General features: G+C 58.9%; 18 protein-coding genes. 3 read left to right on the top strand and 15 right to left on the bottom strand.

Annotated elements, in window-relative coordinates:
- Nucleotides 1-13 precede the first annotated feature (13 nt).
- Together rpmF and CL546_RS15225 are read right to left on the bottom strand one after the other, a co-directional pair.
- On the bottom strand, nucleotides 14-202 hold the full coding sequence (gene rpmF, locus CL546_RS15230) for a 50S ribosomal protein L32 (RefSeq protein ID WP_007151009.1): 189 nt from the start codon (nucleotides 200-202) through the stop codon (nucleotides 14-16).
- Between the two features lie 33 nt (nucleotides 203-235).
- Nucleotides 236-751 (bottom strand): YceD family protein, encoded by a 516-nt coding sequence (locus CL546_RS15225; protein ID WP_290496479.1) that lies wholly within the window; start codon nucleotides 749-751, stop codon nucleotides 236-238.
- 136 nt (nucleotides 752-887) lie between these two features.
- Between CL546_RS15225 and CL546_RS15220 the strand changes: the two genes are divergently transcribed.
- Nucleotides 888-1,481 carry a Maf family protein gene (locus CL546_RS15220; protein ID WP_290496477.1) on the top strand — a complete coding sequence of 198 codons (594 nt, stop codon included), beginning with the start codon at nucleotides 888-890 and terminating at the stop codon, nucleotides 1,479-1,481.
- Between the two features lie 111 nt (nucleotides 1,482-1,592).
- On the opposite strand, the gene sppA is transcribed toward CL546_RS15220, so the two are convergent.
- From sppA to CL546_RS15205, 3 genes are read right to left on the bottom strand one after another with little or no spacing between them, the layout of a single operon-like run.
- Nucleotides 1,593-2,567: a signal peptide peptidase SppA gene (gene sppA / locus CL546_RS15215; RefSeq protein WP_290496556.1), complete on the bottom strand. Its 975-nt coding sequence runs from the start codon at nucleotides 2,565-2,567 to the stop codon at nucleotides 1,593-1,595.
- Between the two features lie 2 nt (nucleotides 2,568-2,569).
- On the bottom strand, nucleotides 2,570-3,259 hold the full coding sequence (locus CL546_RS15210) for an HAD-IA family hydrolase (protein ID WP_290496476.1): 690 nt from the start codon (nucleotides 3,257-3,259) through the stop codon (nucleotides 2,570-2,572).
- Nucleotides 3,256-4,209, bottom strand: a complete 954-nt coding sequence (locus tag CL546_RS15205; RefSeq protein WP_290496475.1) for an RluA family pseudouridine synthase — start codon at nucleotides 4,207-4,209, stop codon at nucleotides 3,256-3,258. The genes CL546_RS15210 and CL546_RS15205 overlap by 4 nt, the downstream gene beginning before the upstream one ends.
- A 617-nt stretch (nucleotides 4,210-4,826) precedes the next feature.
- Between CL546_RS15205 and rne the strand changes: the two genes are divergently transcribed.
- On the top strand, nucleotides 4,827-8,105 hold the full coding sequence (rne, locus tag CL546_RS15200) for a ribonuclease E (protein ID WP_290496473.1): 3,279 nt from the start codon (nucleotides 4,827-4,829) through the stop codon (nucleotides 8,103-8,105).
- 113 nt (nucleotides 8,106-8,218) lie between these two features.
- On the opposite strand, the gene murB is transcribed toward rne, so the two are convergent.
- From murB to CL546_RS15160, 8 genes are all read right to left on the bottom strand, one after another.
- Nucleotides 8,219-9,262, bottom strand: coding sequence for a UDP-N-acetylmuramate dehydrogenase (gene murB, locus CL546_RS15195; protein ID WP_290496471.1), 1,044 nt, complete (start codon nucleotides 9,260-9,262; stop codon nucleotides 8,219-8,221).
- Nucleotides 9,259-9,732 carry a low molecular weight protein-tyrosine-phosphatase gene (locus CL546_RS15190; RefSeq protein ID WP_290496555.1) on the bottom strand — a complete coding sequence of 158 codons (474 nt, stop codon included), beginning with the start codon at nucleotides 9,730-9,732 and terminating at the stop codon, nucleotides 9,259-9,261. Before CL546_RS15190 ends, murB begins: the two co-directional genes overlap by 4 nt.
- On the bottom strand, nucleotides 9,732-10,487 hold the full coding sequence (gene kdsB, locus CL546_RS15185; RefSeq protein ID WP_290496470.1) for a 3-deoxy-manno-octulosonate cytidylyltransferase: 756 nt from the start codon (nucleotides 10,485-10,487) through the stop codon (nucleotides 9,732-9,734). Before kdsB ends, CL546_RS15190 begins: the two co-directional genes overlap by 1 nt.
- Nucleotides 10,488-10,665: 178 nt before the next feature.
- Nucleotides 10,666-11,661 (bottom strand): tetraacyldisaccharide 4'-kinase, encoded by a 996-nt coding sequence (gene lpxK / locus CL546_RS15180; protein WP_290496468.1) that lies wholly within the window; start codon nucleotides 11,659-11,661, stop codon nucleotides 10,666-10,668.
- 9 nt (nucleotides 11,662-11,670) lie between these two features.
- A complete protein-coding gene (msbA, locus tag CL546_RS15175) occupies nucleotides 11,671-13,419 on the bottom strand; it encodes a lipid A export permease/ATP-binding protein MsbA (protein ID WP_290496466.1) in 1,749 nt (582 codons plus the stop codon).
- Nucleotides 13,416-13,841 carry an ExbD/TolR family protein gene (locus tag CL546_RS15170; protein ID WP_063519846.1) on the bottom strand — a complete coding sequence of 142 codons (426 nt, stop codon included), beginning with the start codon at nucleotides 13,839-13,841 and terminating at the stop codon, nucleotides 13,416-13,418. The genes msbA and CL546_RS15170 overlap by 4 nt, the downstream gene beginning before the upstream one ends.
- Nucleotides 13,838-14,467 carry a MotA/TolQ/ExbB proton channel family protein gene (locus tag CL546_RS15165; protein WP_290496465.1) on the bottom strand — a complete coding sequence of 210 codons (630 nt, stop codon included), beginning with the start codon at nucleotides 14,465-14,467 and terminating at the stop codon, nucleotides 13,838-13,840. Before CL546_RS15165 ends, CL546_RS15170 begins: the two co-directional genes overlap by 4 nt.
- A gap of 30 nt (nucleotides 14,468-14,497) precedes the next feature.
- Nucleotides 14,498-16,726 (bottom strand): DNA internalization-related competence protein ComEC/Rec2, encoded by a 2,229-nt coding sequence (locus CL546_RS15160; protein ID WP_290496463.1) that lies wholly within the window; start codon nucleotides 16,724-16,726, stop codon nucleotides 14,498-14,500.
- 331 nt (nucleotides 16,727-17,057) lie between these two features.
- On the opposite strand from CL546_RS15160, the gene CL546_RS15155 reads away from it, so the two are divergent.
- The gene (locus CL546_RS15155; protein ID WP_039925826.1) at nucleotides 17,058-17,660 is read left to right on the top strand and encodes a DUF2062 domain-containing protein; all 603 of its coding nucleotides are present in this window, start codon (nucleotides 17,058-17,060) and stop codon (nucleotides 17,658-17,660) included.
- Here CL546_RS15155 and lolD read toward each other — a convergent pair.
- Nucleotides 17,643-18,329, bottom strand: coding sequence for a lipoprotein-releasing ABC transporter ATP-binding protein LolD (lolD, locus tag CL546_RS15150; protein ID WP_290496461.1), 687 nt, complete (start codon nucleotides 18,327-18,329; stop codon nucleotides 17,643-17,645). The two genes, CL546_RS15155 and lolD, sit on opposite strands and share 18 nt — an antisense overlap.
- Nucleotides 18,322-19,557, bottom strand: a complete 1,236-nt coding sequence (locus CL546_RS15145) for a lipoprotein-releasing ABC transporter permease subunit (protein WP_290496459.1) — start codon at nucleotides 19,555-19,557, stop codon at nucleotides 18,322-18,324. Before CL546_RS15145 ends, lolD begins: the two co-directional genes overlap by 8 nt.
- Between the last annotated feature and the right edge of the window lie 134 nt (nucleotides 19,558-19,691).

Genomic DNA, 19,691 nt, shown 5'->3' with positions numbered 1-19,691 from the left:
GTTTTCACACAACTTATTCGTCGTCAGATTCACCCTGACTGATCACCTGGCGGCCACGGTACATGCCGTCAGGAGAAATGTGGTGACGACGATGCACTTCACCAGTGTTGGTGTCTTCAGTCAGCGCAGCGGCGGGCAGCGCATCGTGAGAGCGGCGCATGCCGCGCTTGGAACGGGTTTTACGGTTCTTTTGAACAGCCATTTCGAGCTCCTCGGGCGTTTATTCAGCCTGAATTTACTTGCCTTGACCTTTTAATTTGGCCAGCACGGCAAAAGGATTATCCGCGTTTTCGTGTTTCTCAGGTTCACCGCGGTCCTGCGGTAAAGCTGTCGGGCAAGGGTCATGCAGAGCCACCAGTGGCATGGCCAGCAACAGCTCCTCTTCGATCAGATCGGTGAGAACCATGCGCTCTTCGCCAACCAACCAAGGGTCCAATCGCCCCGGCAATGCCTTGGCCTGATCCTCATTCCACACCAGCGCCACGTCGATATGGGCGGTAATGGAATAACTCACGGGCTCCAGGCAGCGCTGACATGGCAGCACCAATACGGTGCTAACCTCGCCCTCGATACGCCGATGCCCCTCATCATCACGATCGAATGCCAGCGATATTGCTACTGGCTGGTCCAGACTTTCGCGGTATTCCTGCAGGCGAGGCAGGTCTCCAACGGTAAGCTGGCCTTCAACGATGCGACCTTGATCCGCATATTTGCGAGGATCGAGGAACTGTGGCAGTTGCCCTGAAAACATAAGCGCGCAATTCTAGGGCCGTGAGGCCCTGCTGTCAAAGTTAATGTGAGGCACTAAGCGCCTGAGTCAACAGGGTTTTTCGTGCGTCATGAAAAAATAATCCTTACACTTGCCCCCGCAACGCGCGGAGACCCCCATGACTGACCAGACACCGACCCTGTTACTCGCCTCTTCATCGCCGTTTCGGCGCCAGTTATTGGACAAGCTGAAGCTGGATTTTATCCACCAAAGTCCGGATATCGATGAATCCCGGCATGAGGATGAAAGCCCTACCGCCCTGGTAATGCGCCTGGCCCGGGAAAAAGCCCTGGCGTTGGCCGACCAGCATCCGAACACCCTGGTTATCGGCTCCGACCAGGTCGCCGTGATCGGCGATCAAGTCCTGGGCAAGCCCGGCGACCGGGACACCGCGATCCGCCAACTCAGCGCCGCCAGCGGTCAGCGGGTATCCTTCCTTACTGGGTTGTGCCTGCTCAATACCGCCACCGGCCGCAGCCAGGTGGCCTGTGACCCGTTTCATGTGCAATTCCGCACCCTGAAACCAGCCCAGATTGAACGCTACGTGGATGTCGAACAGCCACTTAACTGTGCCGGCAGCTTCAAATCCGAAGGGCTGGGCATTGTATTATTCAAGGCACTGGAAGGACGCGACCCGAATACACTGGTGGGCCTGCCACTGATCGTACTGACAGAATTCCTGGCCGCCGAAGGGATTCAACTGCCTGTATAAAAGGAAAGAGGCGAGCCCCGAACACCATTGCGTATTTCAGGACTCGCCTCTTCTAGCTTCTAGCTTCTAGCTTCTAGCTTCTCGTAGCTCGTAGCTCGTAGCTATATATGATCAACGAATCACCGGCGAGGCGCTCAGACCCAACTGGGCCGCCATACCTTCACCAATGGATACACCGAAACGACGAATGAATTCTTCCATGGGAGAACGGCTGGCGCTGTAATTCAGCATCTCTTCCTGGCCGGCCACCTCACGAACCACCTGCCCCGGGCTCATCAGGCCGTCAATCAGCCCCAGATCCAGTGCTCGCTCACCGGTCCAGAACAACCCCGAGAACAGTTCCGGGTGACCATCCACCTTCAGTCGATCACCCCGCCCTTCTTTCACTGCAGTAATAAACTGCTGGTGAATGTCATCCAGCATGGTCTGTACATGCTTGCGATGGGCCGGCTGAATCGGCGAGAACGGATCCATCAGGTCCTTGTTTTCGCCGGCGGTGAGCACACGGCGCTCCACACCCAGCTTGTCCGCTGCCTGCTCCAGCCCGAACCCAGCCATGATCACACCAATGGAGCCAACGATACTGGCCGGGTCCGCATAGATCTCATCCGCTGCGGAGGCGATGAAGTAAGCCCCGGAGGCGCCCACATCGGTAATGGCCGCGTATACCTTCTTTTCCGGGTATTCAGCACGCAGGCGCTTAATGGCGTTATACACCTGGTTGGATTGCACCGGCGAGCCACCCGGGCTGTTGATCTTCAACAGTACGGCAGTGGTGTTTTCCGCTTCAAACGCCCGCGTCAGGCCGGTAACGATCAAATCCGCACTGGCATCCTGATCCGGCGCGATCACACCGTTTACGTCAACAATCCCCACATGCGATTCCGCCATGGTCACGGCAGAACCGGTTTTACCCGGAATCACCATAACCAACAGGGTAAACAGGTATATAAAGGTCAGCGCCTTGAAAAAGATACCCCAACGGCGGGACTTGCGCTGTTCATCCTGGGCCTGCCCCAGCAATTTCTCGATCAGCTTCCATTCCCGCTCATTCTGCGGGGGCTGGGAAGATGGCTGATTTTCCATAGTCACACACTCTCCATTACAAATTCAGACGCCGCCAAACCCACCAGCGGCAGCAAATGGTCCAATCTGTCGATAACCGCCAGAGGCTCGCACGGGAGCAATTGCTCCACCGGGTGGGCGCCATAACTCACGCCAATACGGTCCACTCCGGCAGCACGGGCCATTTCCAGATCGAATGTCGTATCGCCCACCACCACGGCCCGCTCAGGCGGCACGGCCATAGCCTCCAGCAACTCCAGCACCATGGCCGGATGTGGCTTGGACTGGCTTTCATCGGCGCAACGGGAGGCATGGAAATAACGGTCCAGACCGGTATTCCCCCACACCCGCTGCAACCCCTTGCGGCTCTTGCCTGTGGCCACCGCCAGCTTAAAGCCACTTTCACGCAAGTGAGTCAGCACCTGTTCCGCCGCCGGATAAAGGGCGCTGGGTGTCTGCTCGGCGGCGATAAAGTGGAAAGCGTAGCGATCACGCATGGCGACGATCCCTGCATCGTCCAGCTGCGGATAGAGCGTGGCGATGGCTTCCGGCAATCCCAGCCCGATGATACTGCATACCACCGGGTCAGCCAGGGAGGGCAGCCCCAGATCCAATGCTGCCAGCTGCATGCAGCTGACAATACGACCGGTAGAATCCATGACCGTGCCATCCCAGTCGAAAATCACCAGGTCATAAGGACGCGCATTATTCATCGCTGACTCCTGAGGGTCGTCAAAATCGCCTCGTAGTCGTCATCCAGCGGCGCGGTAACCGTCAGCCACTTGCCCGTGTTCGGATGCACAAACACCAGGGTGCGGGCATGCAGACAAAGACGCCGGCGGCCGATCTCAGTCAGCAGGGCCTCCCCTTTCGCAATTCCGTATTTGTCATCCCCCAACAAGGGAAAGCCGCCAAACTGGCTATGTACCCGAATCTGATGGGTGCGACCGGTTTCCAGAGTGGCCTCCACCAATTGCGCCCGAGCAAACCGCTCGAGCAGGCGATAATGTGTCACCGAGGGCTTACCCTCGCGGGAGACCCGCACGATGCGCTCGTTGCCATTCATCATTTTCAGCAAAGGCGCATCAAGCGTGCGCTCCTTGCCCTTGAAGCCCTGACACAGCAACCAGTAACGCTTTTCCACCTGACCGCCCTGCATCAGGCGCTGCAATTTACGCAGAAACGAGCGCCGCCGGGCCACCATGATCAAGCCACTGGTATCCCGGTCCAATCGGTGCACCAGCTCCATTTCCTTTTCATCGGGATACATCACCCGCAGAGCCTCGATCAGTCCCAGGCTGACACCACTGCCACCGTGCACCGCCAGGCCTGCTGGTTTGTTGAAAATGAATAGCTGGTCATCTTCATAGACACAGGCCCGGCGCAGACGCTCGGCCAACCCTTCGCTCACCGCCGGCGGCGCGGCGGATTCACTGGTACGAATGGGCGGGATACGCACCACGTCGCCACTGGCCAGACGAGTGGTCTGCTTGGCGCGCCCCTTGTTAATACGTACCTCACCGGAGCGGATAATCCGGTAAACACGGGATTTGGGCACCCCTTTAAGATGGGTAAACAGGAAGTTATCCAGGCGTTGACCGTGCCGGCCTTCATCAATGGTGACAAACGTCACGCGGTTCGCTGCGGGGGTATCTTCAGACATGGCGCGATTCTATGCGTGATCGGGGTAAAAGTCTGCATCTACTGTGGCGAGGCTCAGCAATCTATCTGATTGATCCGGCTGGCCTTTTGTTGCTATAGTCAAGCGTCGACCTGAATAGGCAACGGCGACGCGCAGCGAACATTCGCCGTTCGGCCCTCTCCGGCTACAGCCGATGAAGACAGAGCCCGCCCCCAGGTCACAGAAAAAGCGTCAGGCCCACCTTCCGCACGGGAAACCCCCTCACGGAACTGGGCATACGCTGCAGAAGACCCATTTACAGCGTCCGAAAACGGGCCCTGAACATTAACGATGGTGGCCTGCAGCGCCGGTCAAACGACCTGGAAAACAGACAGACAAGAGTTTACACATTGCTGTGTGAGGATAACCACGGCAATCGCGTGAAGCATTACAGACTGGCCAACTGCCAGCATGATTACGCACTAAACATTGCACACAACTCGGAGAGCCGCTGACTCAGGCAACACGATCACCAAGGAAAGCGATCCACACGCCCAGCGTGCGCCCGACCCGTGACCTGCCTGCCACAGCACTCCCCCTGGTCTGCTACCGGTTACATCCGGCCCTGCCCCATGCCACCACAAACTTGTGGTAGCACCATGAAACGTATGCTTATTAACGCCACTCACCCTGAAGAGGTTCGGGTGGCACTGGTCGACGGACAACGTCTGTATGACCTGGATATCGAACACCGCACACGGGAACAGAAAAAAGCCAACATCTACAAAGGCAAGATCACCCGGGTAGAGCCTTCCCTGGAAGCCGCCTTTGTCGACTTTGGTGCCGAGCGCCATGGCTTTCTTCCCCTCAAGGAAATTTCCCGCCAGTACTTCCAGAAAGACCCCAAGGACATCCAGGGTCGCGTTAACATCAAGGAAGTCATCAAGGAAGGTCAGGAAGTCATCGTTCAGGTGGCCAAGGAAGAGCGCGGCAATAAAGGCGCCGCCCTCACCACCTTTATCAGCCTGGCGGGTCGTTACCTGGTTCTGATGCCCAACAATCCCCGTGCCGGCGGCATTTCCCGTCGTATCGAAGGGGAAGAGCGCGCGCAACTTAAAGAAGCGCTGGGCGCATTGACCATTCCCGACGAAATGGGCGTCATCGTGCGTACCGCCGGCTTGGGACGCAGTGCTGAAGAGCTGCAGTGGGATCTGAATTACCTGCTGAAACTGTGGACCTCCATCGATGAGGCTTCCCAGGATCGCAAGGCGCCCTTCCTGATCTATCAGGAATCCAACGTCATCATTCGCGCCATCCGTGATTACCTGCGCAAGGATATCGGCGAAGTCCTGATCGACTCCAAGAAAGTCTACGACGAAGCCCAGGGTTTTGTTCAACAGGTCATGCAGGACTTCCAGCACAAGATCAAACTGTACGACGACGAGACCCCGCTGTTCTCCCGTTTCCAGATTGAATCGCAAATCGAAACCGCTTTCGAGCGGGAAGTGAAGCTGCCTTCCGGTGGCTCCATCGTGATCGATCCGACAGAGGCGCTGGTCTCCATCGACATCAACTCCTCCCGTGCCACCAAAGGTGCGGATATCGAGGAGACCGCCCTGCAGACCAACCTGGAAGCCGCAGAGGAAATTTCCCGACAGCTGCGCCTGCGGGATATCGGCGGCCTGATCGTGGTGGATTTCATCGACATGGGCCCGGCACGCAATCAGCGTGACGTGGAAAACCGCATGCGTGATGCACTGGAAGCGGACCGCGCTCGCATCCAGCTCGGTCGCATCTCCCGCTTCGGCCTGCTGGAACTGTCCCGTCAGCGCCTGCGCCCCAGCCTGGGGGAAACCTCCAGCATTGTTTGCCCACGCTGCGACGGCCAGGGCCACATCCGTGACGTGAAATCCCTGGCGCTGAGCATCCTTCGTCTTATCGAAGAAGAAGTGATGAAGGAGCGCACCGGCGAGATTCAGGCACAGGTGCCGGTGGCCGTGGCCACCTACCTGCTCAATGAAAAGCGCGATCCCCTGCGTGCCATTGAGAAGAACCACAAAGTCCGCGTGGTAATCATCCCCAACCAGAACCTGGACACGCCCCACTTCGAAGTGGAGCGCATCCGTGATGACCAGACCAGCACCCAGTTGAGCCATGAAATGGACCTGCTGGAAGGCAACAAGGATGCGGATATCGCCTCCGCTCAGGACACGGAAATCAAGACCCAGGAACCGGCCGTCAAACTGATGGCACCGGACACCGCCCCGCCGCCGCCCAAGCCCGCGGCTGCCGCACCGACGCCACAGGCCCAAAACCTGGGCCTGCTGGCACGTCTGTTCTCCTGGCTCGCCCAGGTCTTTACCGCTGAGCCCAAGCCGGCCAAAGCAAAGAAAGCACAACCCCAGCGCAAAGGCGATAACAAGCAACGCCAGCAGCAAAACACCCGTGGCGGCCGCGGTGGCAACACCCGCAACCGTAACGACAACCGCAACAACGATAACCGCGGCAAGAACGACAACCGCAACAAGCGTGATGGCGGCAAAGGTGGCGATAACGACAATCGCAATAACCGCAACAAACGCCAGAACGACAAGGACGGCGGTCGCAAGAACGATAACCGTCAGGCGGACAATCGCTCTTCCGACAATCGTGACAACCGTGGCGACAACAAGGACGACGGCAACCGCAACGAACGCCGTGGCCGCAACGACAACCGTCGCAACAACCGCAACAACGACAATCGCAACGACAGCCGTGGCGATAATCGTGGCGACAACAAGCCCGACAACAAGGGCAATGACGGTGGCAAGCCGCGCAATAACCGCAAGCAGGACAACGCTGCTGACAACACCGAGAGCAAAGGCAGCGACAAGGGCCCGAAAGCCCCCCGCCGCACCGATGCCAAAGACGATCGTCCGCTACGCGAACGCCAGCGTCCTGGCAAAGGGGAAAACAATAGCGACGGCAAGAATGCGGTAGCGCAATCCCCTGCGGACAAGCCGCAGCGCAATAATGCGCCCAAACCGGCCCGGGTGCGTAACGAGCAGCCCGCACCGGTGGATGATGAAGGTCACCCACCTGCCAAGCTGGTTCCGGCCCAGGAGCCGTCTGCGCAAGCGAAGGCCGACGATCAGGCTAAAAAAGAGGGCGCCGACAAGGCTGCCGAGGTAACGGAGCAGAAGCCGGCGGCCAGCAAGCCACAAGCCGCAACTGAACCGAAGCAGGAACAGACCGCCGCACCGGCTCAGCCGCAGCAACCTGCTGCCGAACAACAACCGGCCGCCCAGGCCCCGGCCGCGCAAAACACCGCCGCGCCGAAAGCCGAAGACGACAAGCCGGCCACCGCTCAACCGGCAGCCAGTGACAGCGATACGGCTACCACTGCTCCGGCGCAGGAAGAAAAGCCGGTGGCCGAAGGCCAGCCGCAGCAGCCCAAGGCTGACGCCCCGAAAACCGCCGATGCCGAAAAAGCGGCGCAACCCGCGCCACAAGCTGAAGCGGCCAAAGACGCTCCGACAGCGCCGGCAGCAGCTCAACCAGAAGCGGCCAAACCGGCAGAGGCGCCAGCGCCGAGCAAACCGGTAGAGGAAAACAAGCAGGCAGAGAAAACAGTAGAGGCCGAGGCTCCCAAAGCAGAAGCCCCCGCCGCCGAGCCTGCTGCACCGAGCCGCGCCAGCAATGATCCGCGCTCCCCGGGCTACAAACCCACCCCGGCGGCCCCGGCACCAAAGGCGGAAGAAAAGCCCAAGCCGGCCCCAGCCAGCAATGAGTTGCCCAGCCGGGCCAAGGAAGTGAAAGCGGTCAAGGCAGAAGCCAAGCCTGCTGCTGCCGAGCAGGGCCGCGCCAGCAACGACCCACGCCAGCGCCGCCGTGAGCAGCTCGCAGCCCAGGAAGCGGCTGCCAAGGCGCAACAAGCGGAATCGTCCTCGGAAGACTGAGGACATTCCAGCCACAAAAAAGCCCGCTTCGTGCGGGCTTTTTTGTGGGTCCATTTATTGCTGCAGCTACATGCTGAAATCAATTGCGGCCATGGGTCTATCGGGCTCTCTGGCTACGGTAACAGCACCGGCTCCTGCTCCAACGACACACCAAACGTCGCCTGCACGTCAGCGCACACTGCCTCTGCCAACGCCACCACATCCGCACTGGTGGCACCGCCATGATTGACCAGCACCAGCGCCTGCTCACTATGCATGCCAACAGGCCCCAGCCGCTTACCCTTCCAGCCGGCCTGCTCGATCAGCCACCCTGCTGCCAGTTTCACTCCATCCGCTTGTGCGTACGCCACCAAATCCGCAAAGCGCATCTTTAACGCATCACCCCGCTCTTTTGTTACGACCGGGTTTTTGAAAAAACTGCCCGCGTTAGCCAACACGGCAGGATCCGGCAGCTTACTCTGACGCACCGCAATCACATGCTCTCGAACCGCAGCGGGGGAAATATCCGCTTGCGACAAGTGGCCGAAACGCGCCTTAAGCGGCCCGTAGCTCACGTTACACTGGGGTGCTTTATTCAGACGAAGCTCAATGCCGGTAATGATATAGCGGCCACGATCACGGCTTTTGAAACGGCTGTCGCGGTAGGAAAATTCGCATTCATGGCCGGCAAAATGGTCTACCTGAGCGGTGACCACATCCATCACCGTCACCTGCTCCAGCACCTGGGACAACTCGACGCCATAGGCACCGATATTCTGAAAAGGCGCCGCCCCCGCCGTACCGGGAATCAAGGAAAGATTCTCCAGCCCTTGCCAGCCTTGCTCGACGGTCCAGGCCACCAGATCATCCCAGTGCACGCCTGCACCGGCGGCAACCCAGACATGGGCGTTGTCTTCCTTCACCTGCGCCATGCCATCAATCGCCAGGCTCAGTGTCAGCCCCGGCAGATCAGAACGAATCACCAGATTGCTGCCTTCACCGATCACGAAAAGTGGCTCTGCCGGATTACGCTCCGCCAGCACCTGTGACAATGCATCCAACGTGGTCGGGCGGGCCAGACGATGGGCTCGCGCCGGCAACCGCAGGGTATTCAGGGACGTCAAATCCGCATCACAGATCTGCTCGAACGAACCGGTCGGTGGCGCCGCCTGGCTCACAGCTGCTCCCGCACGCGGTTCAACAATCCTTCAGCGCCATCTTCAATCAAGTCCAGCACGGTATCGAATCCGTCTTCGCCGCCATAATAAGGATCGGGCACTTCCCGCACCGAAGTGTGCTGTGCATAGTCCAGAAAACGGGCAAGAGTGCCCTGATACGATGCGGGTCGCATGACCTTAAGATCCGCCAGGTTGGCGTCGTCCATGGCCAGCACCCAATCAAAGTCCGCAAAATCCTCCGGGCTGACTTGCCGGGCGCGCAAGGACGCCATGGAATAGCCCCGCCGCAACGCCGCCTCCTGGGTACGGGGATCCGGCGCCTTGCCGATATGCCAATCGCCGGTTCCAACGCTATCAATACGAATGCGGTCTTCCAGGCCTGCAGCCTTCACGCGTTCACGAAAAACCACTTCCGCAGTGGGTGAACGGCAAATATTCCCCAGACAAACAAACAATACCGACACGCCCATCATTTGCCTCCCAGCTGCGTCCGCAGGCGATCAAGGTCCGCTTGGGTATCGACCCCACCCGGCACTGCCTCACAGGCAGGCTCCACGTGGATGGCCACGCCATTGGCCATGGCCCGTAGCTGCTCCAGAGATTCCAGCTGCTCCAGTGTGGCCGGCTGCCATTGCACATACTGATGCAAGAACGCTACCCGGTACGCGTAGATCCCGATATGCCGCCACCACTGCCCTGTTGACATATCCTGTTTGCCATCGGCAAAGGCATCACGATGCCATGGCACCGGCGCCCGGGAAAAATACAGTGCCCTGCCCGCATCATCGAAAACCGCCTTCACCACATTGGGATTAAACAGGTCTTCCGCGCTTTCAATGGCTTCACACAGCGTTGCCATCTGGCAGTCCGGGTTCGCCGCCAGATTGGCCGCTACCTGATTGATCACCGCAGGAGGAATCAATGGCTCGTCACCCTGCACATTGACGATAATGTCATCGTCAGCCAGCGACAGTTTTGCGGCCACTTCCTGAAGACGATCGGTCCCGGAAGGGTGATCATCACGGGTCATGACCACCGGCACGGTGTCACCCAACACATCGGCAATACGAGCATCGTCAGTGGCCACATAGACCTGATCAGCACCACTTTGCTGGCAGCGTTCCGCCACCCGCTCCACCATGGTTTTACCGGCAATGTCAGCCAACGGCTTGCCCGGCAAACGGGTAGACGCATACCGCGCCGGCACCACTACATAAAAACTCATTCTCTACCTCGGTAACAAGATCAGGGCAGAAGTTGAAAGTGTAAAGTTCAAAGTTAAAACGCGAAGATGTTCAACGTGGGTTTTGATAATTTTCCATTCCGCGCTGATCGGTACGCGGGCACAGCCTTGGCTGTCATTCCCGCTTTGGACACGCTATTCAACTTTGAACGTTACACTTTCAACTCTCTTTACCGTCCATTCCTAATGCCCGATCAATCATCTGATCCAGCAACCCGTCCGGCAAGCTCGCGGTCACCGGAAGAAACCACCAGTGAGGCTCGGCAAAGGGCGCACACTTCACCGCGTCCTTTTCTGTCATCAACACGGGCAGCCCATCGGCAAAGGCCAGATCCGCCGGCTGATAGGCATGATGGTCGGGGAAAACGTGAGGCGTCGTGCTGAGCCCCAGAATACTGAGCAGATTAAAGAAGCGCTTGGGATTACCAATGCCGGCGACCGCATGGACCTGGGGATGTTGGCGCAGAAAGTCGTCAGGGCTGAGGGTACGGTCGTCGGCCAGGCATTTCATGCCTGACGGGCGCATGATCATGGGATGGGCACCAGTCCATCCCCCGCCAGTGCTGATGACAAAATCCACTTCCTTGAGTCTCGTGGCAGGCTCTCTTAATGGACCTTCCGGCAAACAACGGCCGTTACCCAGGCCGCGCTGACCATCTACCACCACCACTTCGGCGCTGCGCGGCAGAGCATAATGCTGCAAGCCATCATCGCTAATCACCAGATCTGGCGCGTACTCGCGAATCGCCACATCCAACGCATTGCGCCGGTCAGGATCCAGCACCACAGGGGCGCCGGTACGGCGAGCAATCAACACAGGCTCATCCCCGACTTCCAGCGCATCACTGCTAGCAGACACATGCTGGGGATACTGCTCGGTTTTACCGCCAAAGCCGCGGGATACCACCGCTACGTTCAAACCTCGGGCGCGCGCCGCTTCCACCAACGCAATCACCAACGGGGTCTTGCCTGCCCCCCCCACAGTGATATTGCCCACCACCAATACCGGAACGGGAGGGCTTGGGCGCTGTTTCCTGAATTGTTGCAGACGGCGCCGCGCCTCAAGAGACACCAGCGCAGACAGAGGCCGCAGCGGAACCAGCCAGGGACTGCCCTTATACCAACCCTGTTGAATCCATTCGCTCAGTGACCCCATGTCGCCCGCTTACTCCTCGGAAAAATTCATCCGGTACATTTGCGTATAGAGCCCGTTCTTTTCCAGCAATTCCTGGTGCGAGCCCTGCTCAACCAACTGGCCCTGATCCAGCACCATAATGCGGTCTGCTTTTTCGATGGTAGACAGGCGATGGGCAATGACCAGGGTGGTGCGCCCTTCCATCACCTGTTCCAGCGCCTGCTGGATGTGGTGCTCAGATTCGCTATCCAGGGCACTGGTCGCTTCATCAAGAATCAGAATAGGCGCATCCTTGAGCAGCGCCCGGGCAATGGCGATCCGCTGCCGCTGGCCACCGGACAACTGCACACCATCCTGGCCCAACAGGGTATCCAGTCCATGCTCAAGCTGTTCAATAAAGCGCCAGGCGTGGGCGTCCTGCGCCGCTTTTATGATGGTGGCATCGTCCGCACTGCGAAGCTCACCGTAGGCAATGTTGTTTCGCACGCTGTCGTTAAACAGCACCACCCGCTGACTGACCATGGCGATCTGGTTGCGCAGCTCGCCAAGCTGGTACTCATCCAGGGGAATGCCGTCGAGAAGAATGCGCCCCTGATCCGGATCAAAAAAGCGCGGCAGCATGGCGCTGATGGTGCTTTTACCCGCGCCAGAACGCCCAACCAACGCCACCGTCTCACCGGCCTTGATGGAAAAGTTAAGATGCCGCACCACCGGAGAGGCCGGGTCATAACCAAAGGTGACCCCTTGGAACTCGATATTACCGTCCGCCTTGGTAGCCACCGCATAGGTACCGGTATCCACTTCCTGTTCGGTATCCAGCAGCTCAAACAGACTGGCTGCACCCGTTACGCCCCGCTGCACTTTCACGTTCACATCCGTGAGTTGCTTGAGTGGTTTCTGGATCATGCCGGCAGCTGCAATGTAGGAGAGGAAGCCTCCCACGGTCAGGTCTTCACCCATCAAGTGAATATACAGATAGGTAATGGCCCCAATGCCCACCGCCACAAACAACTGCACGATGACCGTACTGGCAATCTTGCTGGCATTGAGCTTCACGTTCTGCTTGGCAAAACTGCGGCTGACGTTGTGGAACCGGTCCGCTTCCTGTTTCTGGCCGCCAAAAATTTTCACCTCGCCACTACCCTCGATGGCTTCACCCAGAAAGTGGGTAATGTTCGCCATGGACGACTGAATGCGGCGGCTGATTTTACGGAACCGCTTGCTGGTCACATTCATGACCACGGCAATCAAAGGCGCCACGGCCACCAGAATCAGTGTCAGTTTCCAGTTTTGCCATAACAGAAAACCGAACAGGCCAATCACCGTGAGGCCTTCGCGGATAATCACGATGATGGCATCGGTACCGGCACTGGTGACCTGCTGCGCATCAAAGATGATCTTCGACATGATGCGGCCAGACGCATTGCGGTGGTATTCCGACTGGGGCAATTTCAGCACATGGCCGAACACATCATTACGCAGCACATACACAATCTGCTGGGCAACCCAGTTCATGGAATAACTGCCCATGAACTGGCCCAGGCCCTGAAAAATCACCAACACCAATGGCGCAATCGACACGATCAGCACGCGGGCATCGGTCGGGTTGACGATGGTTTCCCCCAAGTAACCGGCCAGCTGTGCCGCCCCGGCCTGGGTCCCGGCATACAGGGCATAGCCAATAACACTAATAATCAGCATGAACCAGTAAGGACGGACGTAGCTCAGCAGCCGCTTGTAGGTAGGCCACACGTCCTCGGGGGAAAGAGGTTGAGTCATTGTGCCTCGTTGGGGGATTCGCGAGTGGTGAGCGACAGCTTAACAAAACCCAGCTGCCCGGCCACGTCATAAACACGCACGACAGCCTGATACGCCACATTGGCGTCCGCATAAATTTGCAACGGTTGATCCGTTTTATCCTGCCCAAGACGCAACAGCGCAGTGCGCAACGCATTGCTGTCACTGGCCGCCAGTTTCTCGCCGTTCACCAGGTAATCGCCCGTGGAGGTAATCGTCACTTCAACCTGATCATCTACCTGAGCCTGCGGAGCGCCATCGGCTTCCGGCAAGGTGATCGACAACTGTGTCTTGTCATCAAAGGTGGTCGAAACCATGAAGAAAATCAGCAGCAGAAACACCACATCAATCAAGGGTGTCAGGTTAACGCTGATCTCCTCCTGGCTGGGCCGGGGAAATTTCACGCCTTCTCTCCCGGTTCTGCCTCACGATCACCGTGTACCAGATCCACCACATGAACGGCGCTTTGCTCCAGCTCCACGGTAATTTCTTCTACCCGGCGTACAAAGAAGCGGTGAAAGAAAATTGCCGGAATAGCAACCACCAGGCCCGCTGCAGTGGTCAGCAGTGCCTGGGAAATACCACCAGCCAGCTGTGCCGCGTCACCGGTACCGTGAATCATGATCGCCGCAAATACATCAATCATGCCCACCACGGTGCCCAGCAAGCCCAGCAGCGGAGTAATCGCCGCAATAGAGCCCAGCGTGCTGAGAAATTTCTCCAGTTCGTGTACCACACCGGTAGCACTCTCTTGAATGCTTTCTTTCATGATGTCACGGCCATGGCGAGCATTGGTCAGGCCGGTCGCCAGGATGCGACCCAGCGGCGAGCTGTCGCGCAGCTTCACCAGATTGCCTTCATTAAGCAGGCCGCGCTTCAGCAGCGTCTGCACCTGGGGAACCGTATCCGCCGGCGCCAGTTTGCTGGGCCGCAAGGTCCAGAAACGTTCAACCACAATGGCCAGCGCCACCACTGAACAGATCAAGATCGGGAGCATCATCCAGCCCCCGGACTGCACAAGATCTTGCACCTTAACTTCTCCCCTTGCTCACAAATCGGGTTACCAAAAACGCCAGCGGGCCGGTCCATGCCAGGGCCGGGCATACGCTTGTCGCCATTTTGTTATAAGCCGGCCATTATCGACGCCCCCCTGTCGAAACACAATCATGCCATCCAGGTCGGTGCGCAGAACTGTGATGCCCGCGCTATCCAGCTTGTGCAGCACCTGCGGATGAGGGTGGAGGAACCGGTTACGGTAGCCGGCGCTGACCAGCGCAACATCGGGCTGCAGCTGGCGCAGCAAGGCATCACTGGTGCTCGATTTACTACCATGATGCCCCAGCACCAGCAGATCCACCGGCGACAATGCCCCAAGCAAACGGTATTCCTCCTGGATACCGATATCACCCGGCAGCAGCGCAGAGGCAAAGGCGCCATCCACATGCAGCACGCAGCTGGCGCCATTCCCAGCCCTCCCTGGTTCACCGGGCCACAGCACCGTGAAGGTCACACCGTCCCAATGCCACTGATCACCGGCCTGGCATAATTGGCTACCTGGCACCCTGTGCGGCTCGCCACTGAGCAGCAGGCCAGGTGCCGGCAAGTCAGTCAGCCCACCGGCATGGTCATTGTCACCATGACTGATCACCGTGCGGTCGACCTGCTGCCCCGTCACCGACAGCCACGGCCTCATACTCTGGGCCGCCATACTGCCACCGGGCCAGGACGGCCCGGCATCATAAACCAGCAGGTGTTCACGGGTACGTATTGCCAATGCCAGCCCCTGCCCCACATCAAAAGCCGTCAACGACCACTCCCCCGGCGCCAGTGTTGCCGGCTTCTGCGTCAACCAGGGCAGCAGGAAAAGCGGCAGCAACCGTCGAGGAAAAGGCAAAAAAGGCATCAGCAGTAACATCACCCCAACCATCAGGACAATGCCTGCGGTCATGGACGGTAGCCTTAGCCATGACGGCACCCCCAGATTCGCCAGCCAAGTCATGACCCACACGGAAAATTCCACCCCGGTGGCGGCTGCACCCAATAGCCAGGGCTGCTGGAACAGTGCCCCCAGCAATGCCGCAGGGATCACCAGCAAGGTATAAAGCGGAACCAGGATCAAATTTGCCAGCGGGGCGCTGGGTGTCCACTGCTGAAACAGCACCGCACTCGCCACGGCCATCACCACCGGCAGCAACAGCATCAACCGCCAGGGCGCATGGCTGCGGGTTAGCATGGCAATACAGGCAACCGCACCGAAGGACAGCCACAGGCTCGCTGACAGCGCAGCCAGAGGCGTGATCAACAACACCACCAACAGGGCCATACCCAACGCCCGCCACAGCGAAACCGGCACTCGCCACCACTGGGCCAGCGCCACCACCATCAGCATTATCAGTGCGCGCATGGTGGGCAGACTGAAACCTGCCAGTGCCGCATACCCCATGGCACCGAGCAACCCCGGCAGCCAGGCGAGTTGCTGAAGCGAATATCGTCGCAGCCCAGGAATGACGCCTTGCAGCACTGGCGCAAGCAGCGCCCTGCCCAGCCACCAGAACCACCCCGCCACAATGGCAATATGCAGCCCGGAAATGGCCAGCAGGCGAGCCCCGCCAGTGAGTTGAAAGGTACGCCAGAGAGACGGCGGCAACCGGGCACGGTCGCCAACAACCAACGCCGGTAATACCGCTTTGCCGAAGGGAGAATCAGACACCGATGCCGCCACCCGAGAGGACAGCACCTCCCGCCAGGCATCCACGCCCCCATGATTGGCGAGTACCGAAACACGCTTGAGCTTGCCACGGGCATCCACCCCGGCGGACAGATCTGCACGGGCACGGTCCGGACCAAAGCGGTTATACACACCACGGTGCACCTTCAGCTCTGCATCCAGAGCCACCCGGTCCCCCGCGCTTAGCAACACCGAAGGCGCGTAGCTATTGAGTACCACCCGGTGCGTGCCGGGCCATGCCTCACTGCCCCACACCACCAGGCGGATCTGTTGGCGAACCTGCCAGCGACCAAAGCGAAATTCACGGCGAGTCACCGGAATATCCAGCACCCGCCCCTGCAGGCTGAGCACCGCCCGCTCCTGCTCCGCAGGCAGACGTTGCGCCAGTCCCTGATGCAGTTGCCACACGCCGAAACCGTAGCCCAGCACCAAGCAGACGAGCCACAGGGAACGGAAACGCCACATTCCCACCACCGCCACGGCACAAAGCACCAGCAACGGCCACAACACACCCAGCCAGCAGCCCGCCACCATGGCCGCTGCCGTCCACCACATACGCATCCTTGCTCCGCGGTATTTTCTGAAACGACGACGTGAAAACAAACAGACATCACAACATAGCGATTCTGTCGACGAACCCACAATCCCGAAAGCCGTCAGCGAAGGAGTATGCCTTTTTTATCGATGCGGGCATAATAGCGCCCGCGGGGAAACAGGAAGGGAGCACACACGCCCTTTTACCCCACTTTTTTCGCGGTTAATCCCGGCACGAACGTACCGGGCATAGCAACGAACTGATAGAGTGCGTTCGTGGACGGCAAGATAAATAACGCCAGCCAGAATGTACCGGGGCAGCCAGACGCTCCCGACCCCAGCCAGTAGATGCGAGTTCATGCCAAAACGGATATTCCGCAAATACCTGCCAACACCCGAACGCATTCGGCAGACCAAGTCGTTGAGCTTTCTCGGGGAGGTGTTGTCGGACCCCAATCTCTGGCACATCAACCGCCGCTCACTGGCGGGCGCCGCCTTTATCGGCATTTTCTCCGGCTTGCTCCCCATTCCCCTGCAAATGGGGCTGGCCGCGTTACTGGCGGTACGCTTTCATTGCAACCTGCCGCTGTCGGTGATGCTGGTCTGGATTTCCAACCCGGTCACCTATGTCCCCATCTTCTACTTCACCTACCGCATCGGTGCCTGGTTATTGGGCATGCCGCCCCACAGTGGCGAAGGCATTACTGTGGCCTGGTTTGTGGAGCAGTTGATTCCCCTGTGGGTGGGCTCGTTGCTGTGCGCATTCCTGTTCGGTGGGCTGGCCTACCTGGCAGTGAAGGTCAGCTGGCGGCTGGCGGTGATTCGTAGCTGGAACCTGCGGGCGCACCGGCGCGTCCGGGCGGAACGCCGGGAGGCCAGACAGGAAGCAAAGGAAAACGCCAAAGAAGAGGCAAAACGTGAGGCCGACGAGGCCCGCGACGACTCAAAGCCGCCGCAGTAACCCGTCGTGCAGCTCATATTGCTGCGGGCAGCGGGAGGCAAACTCCCTATCGTGGGTCACGATCATGAACGCCGTGCCCAGATTCTCATTCAACTCGATCATTAACGCCTGCACTTGTGCAGCGGTGCGCTCATCCAGATTCCCGGTGGGCTCATCCGCCATTACCAGTGCCGGCTCGGTCACCAGCGCACGGGCAATGGCCACCCGTTGACGCTCCCCGCCGCTTAACGCCGAAGGCTTGTGCTTGAGACGAGGTCCCAGCCCCACCCGTTCCAGAATCGCCGCGGCCCGGGCCTGACAATCCGCCGGCTTCTCGCCACGGATCAACAACGGCATGGCCACATTTTCCAGCGCGGTAAATTCCGGCAACAGATGGTGAAACTGGTAAACGAAGCCCAGATAGCGATTGCGCAGCCGCCCGGTTTCGCGATCGTTCAGCGATGCCACGGAAGTACCTGCAATCGAAACCGTACCCCGAGTGGCGTGATCCAAACCACCGAGCAGATTCAACAAGGTCGACTTGCCTGAACCGGACGCACCGATAATCGCCAGGATATCGCCCTTGTGTACGGTCAGGTCCACACCCTTGAGCACTTCCAGTTCGTTATTGCCCTCTTCGTAGGCTTTCACCAACGTTTGCGCATGCAGGACAGGCGTTGAATTATTCATAGCGCAGCGCCTCCGCAGGTTGTACCCGGCTGGCACGCCAGGAAGGATACAGGGTGGCAGAGAAACTAATGAACAACGCGATCCCCACAATGGTGCCCACATCGGACCACTGCAGCTCGGACGGCAGATAATTCACAAAATAGGCATCAAACAAGCGGGTATTAAAGGTCTTCTCTACCCACTCGGCAATGTTGCTCACATTGGTGGCCAACAGCACCCCCAACACGGTACCCAGCAAGGTCCCGGCCACGCCAATCAGGGTGCCCTGCACCATGAAAATGCGCATGATCGTCCCCGGTGACGCTCCCAGCGTGCGCAACACCGCGATGTTGCCGCGCTTCTCGGTCACCAGCATCACCTGGCTGGAAATAATATTGAAGGCCGCCACCGCCACAATGAAGCTGAGCAACAGCGTCATCATGGTCTTTTCCATCTTGATGGCCTGGAAGAGGTTGCCGTGGCTGCGGGTCCAGTCACTGGTGTAGTAATTCGGCCCCAGCTCCTGTTGCAGCGTCCAGCCCAGATTGGAGGCACTGAACAGGTCGTTCAGCTTCAGCCGCACCCCTTGCACTGTGCCCGCCTGGCGAGCCAGCTTGGCGGCGTCCGCCACATTCACATAGGCATAAAGCGAGTCGACTTCGGCCCGCACCCGGAAAATCCCGGTGACGGTGAATCGCTTGAAACGGGGCATCACCCCGGCTGGCGAGATAGTGGCTTCCGGTAGCACCAGGGTCACCTTGTCACCCAGTTCTGCTCCCAAGCGCCGCGCCAAGCCATAGCCCAGCACCATATCAAACTCGCCCGGCTCAAGGCTTTCCAGATCCCCCTGGTGCATGAAATCGCCGACGATGGACACCTTGCGCTCGGCATCAGGCTCAATGCCGTTGATCAGCGACCCTGCCACATTGCCACGATGGGTCAGCATGCCCTCCAATTGCACAAACGGTGCTGCCGCCTCGATCTGATCGTGATGGTCCAGCCGGTTAGCCAGCGCCTGCCAGTCCTGCACCGGCTCACGGCCATGCACCGACAGGTGCGTCACCATGCCCAAAATGCGGGTCTGCAGCTCACGATCGAAGCCGTTCATGACAGATAGCACCGTTATCAACACCGCCACGCCCAACATCAGGCCCAGTGCTGAAATCAGTGTAATCACCGAAATAAAACTGTTGCGGGCACGGGCGCCGGTATAGCGCAGCCCCACATAGAAGGATAGAGGTCGAAACATGCAGCGCATTTAACCCGAAACCCGGGGCAAATACTACGGCCATTACCGCCGGAAGCCGGCGCAATGACCCCAGCACTCCGCTTTGTGATCGGCGTCAGCGTTCGCCTGCTAGCAAAATGGTTGAATAAGTTTAC

The organism is Alcanivorax sp., from assembly GCF_002726155.1.
GTDB lineage: Bacteria > Pseudomonadota > Gammaproteobacteria > Pseudomonadales > Alcanivoracaceae > Alcanivorax.
This window is presented reverse-complemented; position numbering and strand designations above follow the sequence as displayed.

Bases quoted from the DNA above. Each gene is read 5' to 3' on its own strand.
- rpmF (WP_007151009.1), bottom strand. From the start codon at position 202: ATGGCTGTTCAAAAGAACCGTAAAACCCGTTCCAAGCGCGGCATGCGC.
- CL546_RS15225 (WP_290496479.1), bottom strand. From the start codon at position 751: ATGTTTTCAGGGCAACTGCCACAGTTCCTCGATCCTCGCAAATATGCG.
- CL546_RS15220 (WP_290496477.1), top strand. From the start codon at position 888: ATGACTGACCAGACACCGACCCTGTTACTCGCCTCTTCATCGCCGTTT.
- sppA (WP_290496556.1), bottom strand. From the start codon at position 2,567: ATGGAAAATCAGCCATCTTCCCAGCCCCCGCAGAATGAGCGGGAATGG.
- CL546_RS15210 (WP_290496476.1), bottom strand. From the start codon at position 3,259: ATGAATAATGCGCGTCCTTATGACCTGGTGATTTTCGACTGGGATGGC.
- CL546_RS15205 (WP_290496475.1), bottom strand. From the start codon at position 4,209: ATGTCTGAAGATACCCCCGCAGCGAACCGCGTGACGTTTGTCACCATT.
- rne (WP_290496473.1), top strand. From the start codon at position 4,827: ATGAAACGTATGCTTATTAACGCCACTCACCCTGAAGAGGTTCGGGTG.
- CL546_RS15190 (WP_290496555.1), bottom strand. From the start codon at position 9,732: ATGGGCGTGTCGGTATTGTTTGTTTGTCTGGGGAATATTTGCCGTTCA.
- kdsB (WP_290496470.1), bottom strand. From the start codon at position 10,487: ATGAGTTTTTATGTAGTGGTGCCGGCGCGGTATGCGTCTACCCGTTTG.
- lpxK (WP_290496468.1), bottom strand. From the start codon at position 11,661: ATGGGGTCACTGAGCGAATGGATTCAACAGGGTTGGTATAAGGGCAGT.
- msbA (WP_290496466.1), bottom strand. From the start codon at position 13,419: ATGACTCAACCTCTTTCCCCCGAGGACGTGTGGCCTACCTACAAGCGG.
- CL546_RS15160 (WP_290496463.1), bottom strand. From the start codon at position 16,726: ATGCGTATGTGGTGGACGGCAGCGGCCATGGTGGCGGGCTGCTGGCTG.
- CL546_RS15155 (WP_039925826.1), top strand. From the start codon at position 17,058: ATGCCAAAACGGATATTCCGCAAATACCTGCCAACACCCGAACGCATT.
- lolD (WP_290496461.1), bottom strand. From the start codon at position 18,329: ATGAATAATTCAACGCCTGTCCTGCATGCGCAAACGTTGGTGAAAGCC.
- CL546_RS15145 (WP_290496459.1), bottom strand. From the start codon at position 19,557: ATGTTTCGACCTCTATCCTTCTATGTGGGGCTGCGCTATACCGGCGCC.